Below are 10,874 nucleotides of genomic sequence, written 5' to 3'. Positions count from 1 at the left end.
AGGAATTTAGAGAAGATAATTGGTTACCTTATGTAGGGAATATGTTATTTTTAGTCGGTATTGGTCATTTTAAAAAGTATCGTATAAGAATTGGACATCCCTACTATCAGTTATATATTGATGCAATTCATAAATATGCTGAAACAGCTAAAGAATCATCGGATATTTTCAATTCCAGTAAATTATTAAGATGGTATAGGTACTCACCAAAATATTTTTTTAGTTTATATTATCCTTTGTATTTAAGATATTTAGACATTCGAAAAAAATGGAAAATTTAATAGGAGGCTATATATGATTAGTGTCATTGTACCTGTTTATAATGTTGAAGAGTATTTAGAAGAATGTTTAGAAAGTATCCAAAATCAAACTTATACTAATTTTGAAGTAATATTAGTCAACGATGGATCAACAGATGCTTCGAAAGAAATTTGTGAGAGATTTTGTAGGCAGGACAGTCGTTTTCATTTAATCAATCAAGAAAATAAAGGATTAAGTGGTGCAAGAAACCGTGGTATGAGCGAATCCCACGGTGAATTCATCACTTTTGTAGACAGTGATGATGTTCTTAAAGAAGATATGTTGGAACAATTGATAAAACAGGTTACCTTAGATGATATTGATATTGTAGAGTGTTGGTATACAAATGATCAAAAAGAAATATTAATATCTTCACCAGAAAATGTAAAAATTATTTTTCAAGGGAATACTAAAGAAGCTTTAGTTTCTTTATGTAGAGATAATATTGTTCGTTTGAATGCAGTTGCTAAATTATTTCGAAGAGAAGTAATTCTCAATTTTCCATTTTTAGAAGGTTTATTTTATGAAGATGTTTATGGTGGAATTGGAATCTTAAAACAGATTCGTAGAATGGTGAAAATCGATTATATAGGATATTATTACCGTGTACGACAAGGTAGTATTATGAATCGAGAATTTAATTTGAAAAATTTAGATTTATTTACAATATGTGATAAAGTCGAACAATTATATGAAGGAGATGTAGAGCTACTACCATACATTCATCGTCGTTTGTTCCATTTAGTCTTGATGCATGTTGTCGATTATCATATATTCGAGGGAAATCCATATCAAGAGAAATATGTGGAATATTTGAATCGATACGCTAAAAGTTCAAGCCCTTCATTTTTAATGAGAGCTTATCGATTATTCCCACAAAATATTGTCTTCATTTCAAGAGTTGTTGGAGCGATTCAATGGAGATTTGAAAAATATATTATAAAAGGATTATGGAAAGGGATGAAGTAGCATGAACTATTATTTAAAAGAAAGATATGCTGAAGCTAAACATGCAGGATCTAAAGCTAGATTAGATGCTGAAAAAATAATGGTAGAAGCAGGATATCAACCTTTTTTCTTAAATAATCATTCAAATAATGTTACTTTGACAAAAGATGATATAATCGTTCTTCAATTTCCATTATTATGGCAGTCGTTAAAAAAACAAATTTTAAGGAGATTTTTGAAAAATAGAAAGTTCAAAGCTTATTTACTCATCCATGATATAGAATCACTTAGAAATAGAAAGATAAAGACATTTAAAGAGTTTAAACATTCCATTATTTATTTTTTACAAAATAAAACAGTACTGGAAAAAGTAGATGGTATTATTGCTCATAATGATAAGATGAAAGTAGAACTTGTGCGATTAGGAATAGAAGAGGAGAAGGTTGTTACATTAGAAATGTTTGATTATGTCATTCCTCATTATGAAGACAAGACAACTTATGAGAAGAATACAGTTATCGTTGCAGGAAATTTTGACATTCGGAAAACAAAATATGCAAGACAACTACCTGAAAGCCCTGAATTTTTCATTTATGGAATCAACTTCGAAGAAAAGAATCTTCCTTTGAATGTTCATTATAAAGGCGCTTTTTCTCCTGATGAACTTTCTCATCACCTTCAAGGTGGCTTTGGTTTAGTTTGGGATGGGGATAGTCCTTATACTTGTAGTGGAATGTATGGAGAATATTTAAAGATGAATAATCCGCATAAAGCTTCTCTTTATTTAGCTTCAGGGTTTCCAATTGTTGTATGGAGCCAATCTGCTTTAGCTGATTTTGTCAGAAAGAATCAATGTGGAATTATAGTTGATTCAATATTTGAAATTTCAGAATCTTTAGATTCTCTTTCAGAAGAAGACTATCAAGCGCTAATTAAAAATAGTAAAAGAATTGGAAAAAAAATTCGTAATGGTATTTTTCTAAAAACAGCTTTAGAAAAATGTGAAAGGAACTTGTAACCTATGAAACTACAAACATTACGAGAAAAAATCATTCGATATTGTCAAATCGTAAAATATTATGGAGTTAAGCAGACAGTAGTTTATTATCTTGCGCAACAATCTGAGACAAAGTTCTATGATTTTCATAAAAAAATTCTTTTAGATTTTGTATTGAAATTACGTAAAGAAGCTCAAATAGATGAATTGAGTAATGAGAACGAAGAAGTTGACACAGAGTTTCCAAAAATCATTTGGACAATGTGGCAACAGGGAGAAGCACAAATACCTGATACGGTAAAAGCTTCACTGAAGACAATTAAAGACTTTGCTAAAAGAAATGGTTGTGAATTACATTTATTAACGGATGAAAATCTTGCGGATTTCATTAATATTCCAAAAGATATTACAGAAAAATACAAGAAAAAAGAATTATCAGCTGCACATTATTCAGATATTATTCGGTTTAGTTTGTTATACCAATATGGTGGAATATGGATGGATGCAACTTTATTTGTCTCTCCTTATGCAACTTTAGAAATGTTTGAAGGTGATTTTTTTAGTTTGAATCATCCACCTTTAAACGCGAATAAAATAGAACGAGCTATTGGTGATTTTAAATGGTCAGGTTTCTTTTTAGCAGGGAAAAAAGGGAAAACATATTTCAAACATATTCGAGATTTATACATTTACTATGTTCGTAAATATCCAATATTCATTCATTATTTGATGATGGATTACTTTATTTTGTCCGAATATAAGTGTAATGATGAATTTAGTACATTAGTCGATGGGCTACCAATCTTAGCTTTTGCTGAGGGAGTATGGTTTTTAAGAAATCATGCGAATGATCCTTTTGATGAAAATGAATGGAGAGAAGTGTTAAAAAACACACCAATTATGAAAATAACTTATAAAATTAATAAAGAAGAGTTAATTCCTAATAGTTATTTACATAAACTCTTCCATGGAGAATTAAATGAATAGAGGGAATGCATGAAAAAAAGTAGAACAGAATTTGCCACTTTGAATACGAGTATAGCTCTTGCGCTTCAACCTTTTCAGGTAATTCTTGGATTTGTTAACCGAACAGTTTTTGTGAATATTCTTGGAATTACTTATTTAGGATTAAGCAATTATTTATCTAGTTTAGTATCGATTTTGTCTTTAGCAGAATTGGGAGTAGCTGGAGCTATAAGTTATGCTCTATATGCACCATTAGTGAGAGAAGAACATGGAAAAGTGAATGCTTTTATGATTCTTTTTAAAAAATTATATCGAATCATTGGTGTATCTATTTTTATACTAGGAACTATATTATCCTTATTTCTTCCACATTTGATTAAGGATTATACGATTAATCGCGAAGTCTATTGGATTTATTTTTTATTTGTATTTAATGCCGGTTCCAGTTATTTTTTCTCATACAAACGGACATTGTTGTATGTTGACCAGCGAAATTATGTGATGACGTTAATTGATTTTGTATTAAACACTTTGCGAGTATTATTGCAAATCGCAGTCGTAGTTTTAACTCATAATTATATTTTCTATTTGCTCATTAGCATTATTATGAATATTACTGGAAATATTTTAATGTCACAGACGGTAGATCGTCTATATGGATATTTATATAGCGAAGAAATAACTCCTATTAATCAAGAAGAAAGAGAAAAATTTATTCGGAATATTAAAGGAAATATCCTTGGAAGTGTTGGAGAAACGGTTGTTTTTCAAACGGATAGTATTTTAATGGCGAAATTTATTAGTTTAGCAACGATTGGGCTTTATGGGAATTATACTTATGTTTTAGGATTTGTTTCAATGATTTTAAATACGGCTATTAATTCGGTCGTTTCTTCTGTTGGAAATTTAGTTCATTCAGAAGATAGAACAGTAGAAGATAAGATACAGTTTTTAAAAAAATTTCAATTTATTGCTTTTAGTATGATTTATTTTGCGAGTATGGGATATCTATTATTTATTCATCCGTTTATAACAATCTGGTTAGGAGAGAGTTTTTTATTTAATCGTACCATTGAAATTCTAATTGTCCTTCACTTTTTCTTAACCTTTTATAGAAGACCGATTTTAGTGATGATTTCAGTGTATGGCTTAAGTTATGAACAAAATAAAAAAGTTATAGTAGAAATTCTATTAAATATAATTCTTTCACTGTATTTTTTAGCAATTTTAGATATAGGAGTTGCTGGAATATTATTAGGAACAATTGGATCCACAATACTAACTTGTACATGGTACGAACCTTATAGTGTATTTAAGTATGGATTGAAAGCTTCCTCAAAAGAATATTTTAAAACGATGATACAACATTTTTTCGTAGAAGGATTAAGTATTCTATGTATTAGCTTGTTAGAATTATTTGTGTTTACGACAATGGATTTTATCTGGAGCATCGTTGTAAAAATTGTCCTTTATTTAGTACTGTTGTGTGTATATGTTTTCGTGTTTAGAAATCATGAAGGTGGAAAACAAATTATATTAATGATTCAAAAAGTATTAAAGTTAAAAAATAAGGTGGTAAAAATATGAAACGAATATTAGTTTGTGGTTTAGTTCCAGATATCGGTGGACTAGAAAAAATTGTGGTAGATTTTTATAATCATATTGATACCAACGAATTTAAACTGGAGTTTCTACTACAAGGTTCTGAAGATGTTAAATTTAGTGATCATTTTAAGTCACTTTGTCGAAATCCTATTGTTTTTCATCGAATTCCTAAGCTAAGACCACATATTAAACAAGCGTTAAAAGAATGGGATCGTTTCTTTAAAGAAAATGCTCATCGTTATGATATTTTATGGTCGAATCAAAATGGTTTGACTCATCTTGAATTTTTAAAATTAGCAAAGAAATATGGAATTGAAAAAAGAATTGTTCATGGACATTGTGCTACAGCCGATAAATTTTATCGTTTTATTCACCCTATCAATCGGTTCTTCGTTGGAAAATATGCGACTGATTTTTGGGCGTGTGGAATAGAAGCGCTAAACCATTTTTATCATGGTCGAGAACGAGGTAAAGCTTTAGTGATTCATAATGCCATTGAGATAGAAAAGTTTTTATATGATGAAGAAAAAAAAATTCAACTTCGAAAAGAATATGATATTCCAGAAAATTGTTTTGTTGTAGGGCAAGTTTCTCGATTATATGAGAAGGCAAAGAATCAAAGTTTTTGTGTAAAGGTGTTTTCTGAAATTGTCAAAAAAGAACCAAATTCTCGCTTAGTCTTTATCGGAGGAGGAGATACTTCTTTTTTACAAAATTTGGCTGAACAATATGGAGTAGCAGATAAAGTTATTTTTACAGGTTTGAAAACAAATGTCGGTGAAATGTTAAATTTACTAGATGTCTTCTTCTTCCCATCTAATTTTGAAGGTTTACCCATTGTATTAATTGAAGCGCAGGCTAATGGACTTCCTGTTGTAACAGCGAGTCATTTGCCAGATGCGAAAATTTTAGAGAATTTCGACAATTGTTTATCTTTAAATGACTCACTAGAAAACTGGGCGGATAAAATTTTATCCGTTCGTCATAGTCGAGAACTGGATACAGAAAAAGTGAGGAAGAAACTTGATGAGGCAGGATATGAGATTGAATCTGCTACTAGAAATTTAGAAAACTTGTTTAAGAATTGATGAAGTGAAACAGAAAAGAATATCTATATTGTTGAATGCTTGTTTACGATATCGTGAGCAAGCATTTTTTAGTAGTGTTTATAAGGATTAAAAATTTAATCAGTGAAGAAACGTAAATACAGTATAAAAGAAAGCAGAAAAATCTTTTTGTAGCGAAAGCAATAGAAGCCAAGATGTGGCTTCTATTGCAGGTGAAAATCGAGACCACGGCTCGATTTTTAGCCATGAGACCTGCAAGGGCTGCTGGCGGCCTCACATACAAAAAACTTTTTCTTCTTGTATTTTATTACGTATTAGTTGCAAGCTAGTAGAAGATTAGGTACACTGTCATTTGTATATGAATGAAAAGGAGTTAAGGAATGAAAGAGTGGAAACAAGCATTTAAATTATCATTACCAATTTTCTTTGGCTATTTATTTTTAGGAATTGCATTTGCCATTTTAATGGTTCAAGATGGTTACTCAGGTTGGTGGGCAATTTTTTCTAGTATTTTTATGTATGCTGGCTCAATGCAATTTGCCATTGTCAGCTTTATGAATGCCGGTTTAGGACTTGGAATGATTGCTATTATGACTTTACTCATTAATGCACGTATGATGTTTTATGGAATTAGTTTTATTGAATTATTTAAACGATTAGGGTGGAAGGCTTTTTATTTAATCTTTGCCTTATCCGATGAAACATTTTCAGTTATGGTGGGGATGAAGCAAGAAGAGGGAACTTATTCTGATAATGTTCACGTTTATCTTGCCTTTTTAAATCATGTGTACTGGGTATTCGGGACGATGGTTGGTGTTATCGCTGGGAACTTTATTCCATTTTCTGCAAAAGGAATTGATTTTTCAATGACAGCATTATTCGTGTTAATTGTTGTGAATCAAATCATGCAAAGTGATCGTTATTATCCATTCTTAATCGGTGGAAGTAGTGCATTATTTTGGTTAATTACAGTTGGACCAAAATATTTCTTATTACCAAGCTTAGCTTGTACTGTAATTTTATTAATGCTTATTTTTGAAAGAAATATGAAACATACATTGAAGGAGGGAGTATCGAAATGACACCAATAATGATTTTTTTAAGCATGATGGTAGCAACGATTGTAACATTCGGATTAAGATTATTCCCCTATGTGATGTTTCGTCATCATGATGTATTACCCCCTCGCTTGCAATTTATTGCTCAAGTATTGCCTAAAGCCATTATGACGACATTGGTTATTTACTGTGTCAAAGATGTAGCTTGGACACAAGCTCCATTTGGTGCAGCAGAACTCATTAGTATTGCTTGTGTAGTAGTTTTACATTGGTGGAAACAAAATACTTTATTAAGCATCTTTGTTCCAACGATGATATATATGATTTTAATTCAAGTAGTATTTGCTTAAATGTAAAAGGTAATGAAAGCTTCTAAAGTCTTTATAAGACTTTAGGAGTTTTTTGCATTCTATTCGAATTTCTTTTAGCAAAACACTATCATTTCAAAACATTTGTTGTTACACTAATAGAAGATGAAATAGAAAGAGGAGTCACATGAAGTTATTATTTGTTGGAGACGTTGTTGGTGCTCCAGGTCGTCAAGCTATTGAAGATTATTTACCAAAATTAAAGAAAAAATATAAACCTCAAGTAACGATTGTCAATGGGGAAAATGCTGCGAACGGAAAGGGCATTACCGAGAAAATTTATAAGCAATTATTACAGGCTGGTGCAGATGTTGTGACATTAGGAAACCATGCTTTTGATAATCGTGATATTTTTGAATTTATTGATGATGCTAAAAAGATGGTTCGTCCAGCGAATTATCCAGTAGGAGTTCCTGGGCAAGGTATGGTATTTGTAAAGTGTAATCAAGTGGAAGTTTGTGTGATTAACTTACAAGGTCGTGTCTTTATGAATACATTAGATGATCCATTTCAAGTCATTCAGACACTCATTGAAACAGCTCGTAAGAGAACGCCTATTATTTTTGTGGATTTTCATGCAGAAGTAACAAGTGAAAAACAAGCAATGGGTTGGTATTTAGATGGAAAAGTAAGTGCAGTAATTGGAACCCATACTCATGTTCAAACGAATGATGCTCGTATTTTGCCTCAGGGAACGGCGGTCATGTGTGATGTTGGAATGACAGGGCCTTATAATGGAATTTTAGGAATGGAAAGAGAAGCGATTATTGGTAAATTTTTAAACCAATTACCAACACGATTCGAAGTATCTGATCCTGATGAGATTCAATTATCCGCTTGTTTTATTGAATGCGATGATACAACTGGAAAAGTGAAGAAAATTTTACCCATTAAAATCTCACCAGATCAACCATTTATGGAATAGTAAAGGAGAAAATTTTACGAATGCCTCAAAAAACGAAGAGAACGCCCATGATGGAACAATATTTTTCAATTAAGGAACAATATCCGGATTGTTTATTGTTTTATCGTTTGGGAGATTTTTATGAATTATTTTACGATGATGCGCTAGAAGCTGCTCGTCTATTAGAAATTACATTAACCAGTCGAAATAAAAATGCAGAAGATCCAATTCCGATGTGTGGAGTTCCTCATCATTCTGCTAAAGAATATATTCGAACATTAATTGAATACGGAAAGAAAGTCGCCATTTGTGAGCAATTAGAAGATCCTAAATTGACTAAAGGGATGGTCAAAAGAGATGTTGTCCAAGTTTTAACGCCAGGGACGTATACGGAGTATTCTCAACAACATGCCAATAACTATTTAGTAGCATTGAAACCATTGGAGCAAGATTCTTATGCTTTAGGCTATGTCGATGTTGCAACAGGGGAATTAAAAGGGACTTGTGTCCAATCAATGGAAGAAGTTCGTAGTGAATGTTCAAGTTTAAAAACGAGAGAATTAGTAAAAGTTGGAGATTTTTCTTCGGAAGCATTAGAAGAAATGTGCCTGTATTTTGATATTTTATTATCTACCTTACCAATTGAAGAAATTCAAAAAGGAAGTTTTGATGCGTTACTAGAAGATATCGAACAGGAAGATGTTTATGAAGTGCTGGAAGGTTTATTATCTTATTTAGCGAAAACTCAAAAGAAAAGTTTTACCCACCTTCAAAAAGCGAGCTATTATGAACGAGATTTTTATTTATTCATGAATTATGAAGCGAAAAGAAACTTAGAGTTAACGAGTACGATTCGTACACAGCAAAAACAAGGTTCACTTTATTGGTTCTTAGATGAAACTCAAACAGCGATGGGTGCTCGTTTATTAAAGCAATGGATTGAAAAACCATTAGTTCTTCAAACTGATATTGAAGAACGACATGATTTAGTAGAAAGTTTGACGCAACATTATTTTGAACGGATAGATTTTATTGAAGCGTTAAAAGGTGTATATGATTTAGAGCGAATTGTTGGGAAAGTTTCATTTGGGACTGCTAACGCAAGAGATTTATTACAATTAAAACAAACATTAGCGAAAGTTCCTGTTTTTAGAGCGATTGCAGATAGTTTGAATCATCCGAAGTGGCAAAAGTTAAAACAACAATTACATGCGATTCCAGAATTATATGAGCGTATTGAAAGAGCGATTGATGAAGATGCTCCGGTATCTTTATCAGATGGAAATATTATTAAAAAAGGCTATCATGAAAAACTAGACCTTTATCGTGAAACGATGGCACATGGGAAAGAATGGATTGCTCAATTACAACAAACAGAGCGAGAAGCTACAGGAATTAAGTCCTTAAAAATTAGTTATAATAAAGTTTTTGGGTATTATATTGAAGTAACAAAAGCGAATCTTTCTCAATTAGATGATAGTCGTTATGAACGAAAACAAACATTAAGTAATGCAGAACGTTTTATTACACCTGAATTAAAAGAAAAAGAAGCGTTGATTTTAGAAGCTGAAGAGAAATCAAGTTTACTAGAATATGAATTATTTGTGGCTGTTCGTGAAGAAGTGAAAACTTATACGGAGCAATTACAAGAATTAGCAAAAGCAGTAGCAACGATTGATGTATTGCAGTCGTTTAGCACCGTAAGTGAAGCGTATCAATTAACAAGACCTACGATTTCATTAATGGATCGTTCCTTAGAAATTATCGATGGTCGACACCCAGTTGTTGAAAAGGTGATGGGACGTTCTAGCTATGTTCCTAATTCGATTCAAATGACGCCGGAAGATCATATTTTACTAATTACAGGACCAAATATGTCTGGAAAATCAACGTATATGAGACAGTTGGCGCTTTGTGTGATTCTATCTCAAATTGGTTGCTTTGTTCCTGCGACAAGTGCAAAAATTCCAATTTTCACAAAAATCTTTACACGAATTGGAGCAGCGGATGACTTAATTTCTGGTCAAAGTACCTTCATGGTAGAAATGATGGAAACAAATACGGCATTACGTCAAGCTGATCCAACAAGTTTATTATTATTTGATGAAATCGGAAGAGGAACAGCTACCTATGACGGGATGGCTCTTGCTCATGCCATTATTGGATATATTCATGAACATTTAACTGCGAAAGTCCTTTTCTCAACTCATTATCATGAATTAACAGCTTTAAGTGATACGTATGAAGATTTAAAAAATGTTCATGTTGGTGCGATTGAAAAAGATGGCGAAGTGGTCTTCCTTCATAAAATTATGGAAGGTCCAGCGGATAAGAGTTACGGAATTCATGTCGCTAAATTAGCTGGATTACCGTCATCATTATTAAGTCATGCGGAAAATATTTTAAATATTTTAGAAACCAATTCGCAAGCGAATGTGAATCTTCAAGAAAATGCTCCAGTAGCAGAGGCTGAATTGGAAGTTGTAGAAAATAAAGCTACGGTTGAAGTTCCACGTGTCGAATCTGAACAATTGGATTTATTTACAAGTAATCTCGACCAAGAAGTATTAGAGGAGATAAAATCCGTTCGAGTGATGAATTTAACGCCACTTCAAGCGTTACAATTTATCGACCAATGGCAAACAAGACTGAAAGGGTGAG

At 31.9% G+C, this 10,874-nt stretch carries 9 protein-coding genes and 1 pseudogene; all 10 read left to right on the top strand.

Going from position 1 to position 10,874, the window contains the following annotated elements; all coding sequences use genetic code 11:
* A pseudogene (locus RWO76_RS04920) lies at nucleotides 1-281 on the top strand (glycosyltransferase family 2 protein); the annotation flags it as partial.
* Between the two features lie 13 nt (nucleotides 282-294).
* Nucleotides 295-1,269 (top strand): glycosyltransferase, encoded by a 975-nt coding sequence (locus tag RWO76_RS04915; RefSeq protein WP_314354560.1) that lies wholly within the window; start codon nucleotides 295-297, stop codon nucleotides 1,267-1,269.
* Nucleotide 1,270: 1 nt separating this feature from the next.
* The gene (locus tag RWO76_RS04910; protein WP_314354559.1) at nucleotides 1,271-2,266 is read left to right on the top strand and encodes a galactofuranosyltransferase; all 996 of its coding nucleotides are present in this window, start codon (nucleotides 1,271-1,273) and stop codon (nucleotides 2,264-2,266) included.
* Between the two features lie 3 nt (nucleotides 2,267-2,269).
* Nucleotides 2,270-3,232 carry a capsular polysaccharide synthesis protein gene (locus tag RWO76_RS04905; protein ID WP_314354558.1) on the top strand — a complete coding sequence of 321 codons (963 nt, stop codon included), beginning with the start codon at nucleotides 2,270-2,272 and terminating at the stop codon, nucleotides 3,230-3,232.
* 9 nt (nucleotides 3,233-3,241) lie between these two features.
* Entirely contained in the window at nucleotides 3,242-4,798 is a 1,557-nt protein-coding gene (locus RWO76_RS04900) for a transporter (RefSeq protein ID WP_314354557.1), read from the top strand.
* The gene (locus RWO76_RS04895) at nucleotides 4,795-5,904 is read left to right on the top strand and encodes a glycosyltransferase (protein WP_314354556.1); all 1,110 of its coding nucleotides are present in this window, start codon (nucleotides 4,795-4,797) and stop codon (nucleotides 5,902-5,904) included. The genes RWO76_RS04900 and RWO76_RS04895 overlap by 4 nt, the downstream gene beginning before the upstream one ends.
* 359 nt (nucleotides 5,905-6,263) lie before the next feature.
* The gene (locus tag RWO76_RS04890; RefSeq protein WP_314354555.1) at nucleotides 6,264-6,965 is read left to right on the top strand and encodes an AzlC family ABC transporter permease; all 702 of its coding nucleotides are present in this window, start codon (nucleotides 6,264-6,266) and stop codon (nucleotides 6,963-6,965) included.
* Complete coding sequence (locus RWO76_RS04885) at nucleotides 6,962-7,291, top strand: AzlD domain-containing protein (protein ID WP_314354554.1); 330 nt, start codon at nucleotides 6,962-6,964, stop codon at nucleotides 7,289-7,291. The genes RWO76_RS04890 and RWO76_RS04885 overlap by 4 nt, the downstream gene beginning before the upstream one ends.
* 145 nt (nucleotides 7,292-7,436) lie before the next feature.
* Entirely contained in the window at nucleotides 7,437-8,234 is a 798-nt protein-coding gene (locus RWO76_RS04880) for a TIGR00282 family metallophosphoesterase (protein ID WP_314354553.1), read from the top strand.
* Nucleotides 8,235-8,254: 20 nt separating this feature from the next.
* Nucleotides 8,255-10,873, top strand: a complete 2,619-nt coding sequence (gene mutS / locus RWO76_RS04875) for a DNA mismatch repair protein MutS (protein WP_314354552.1) — start codon at nucleotides 8,255-8,257, stop codon at nucleotides 10,871-10,873.
* Nucleotide 10,874: the final 1 nt, after the last annotated feature.

Origin of the sequence: uncultured Granulicatella sp. (genome assembly GCF_963521425.1) — a bacterium.
In the GTDB taxonomy this organism is placed as follows: domain Bacteria; phylum Bacillota; class Bacilli; order Lactobacillales; family Aerococcaceae; genus Granulicatella.
The sequence above is the reverse complement of the archived record's forward strand: the minus strand, read 5'-3'. Positions and strand labels throughout refer to the sequence as shown.

Bases quoted from the DNA above. Each gene is read 5' to 3' on its own strand.
- RWO76_RS04915 (WP_314354560.1), top strand. From the start codon at position 295: ATGATTAGTGTCATTGTACCTGTTTATAATGTTGAAGAGTATTTAGAA.
- RWO76_RS04910 (WP_314354559.1), top strand. From the start codon at position 1,271: ATGAACTATTATTTAAAAGAAAGATATGCTGAAGCTAAACATGCAGGA.
- RWO76_RS04905 (WP_314354558.1), top strand. From the start codon at position 2,270: ATGAAACTACAAACATTACGAGAAAAAATCATTCGATATTGTCAAATC.
- RWO76_RS04900 (WP_314354557.1), top strand. From the start codon at position 3,242: ATGAAAAAAAGTAGAACAGAATTTGCCACTTTGAATACGAGTATAGCT.
- RWO76_RS04895 (WP_314354556.1), top strand. From the start codon at position 4,795: ATGAAACGAATATTAGTTTGTGGTTTAGTTCCAGATATCGGTGGACTA.
- RWO76_RS04890 (WP_314354555.1), top strand. From the start codon at position 6,264: ATGAAAGAGTGGAAACAAGCATTTAAATTATCATTACCAATTTTCTTT.
- RWO76_RS04885 (WP_314354554.1), top strand. From the start codon at position 6,962: ATGACACCAATAATGATTTTTTTAAGCATGATGGTAGCAACGATTGTA.
- RWO76_RS04880 (WP_314354553.1), top strand. From the start codon at position 7,437: ATGAAGTTATTATTTGTTGGAGACGTTGTTGGTGCTCCAGGTCGTCAA.
- mutS (WP_314354552.1), top strand. From the start codon at position 8,255: ATGCCTCAAAAAACGAAGAGAACGCCCATGATGGAACAATATTTTTCA.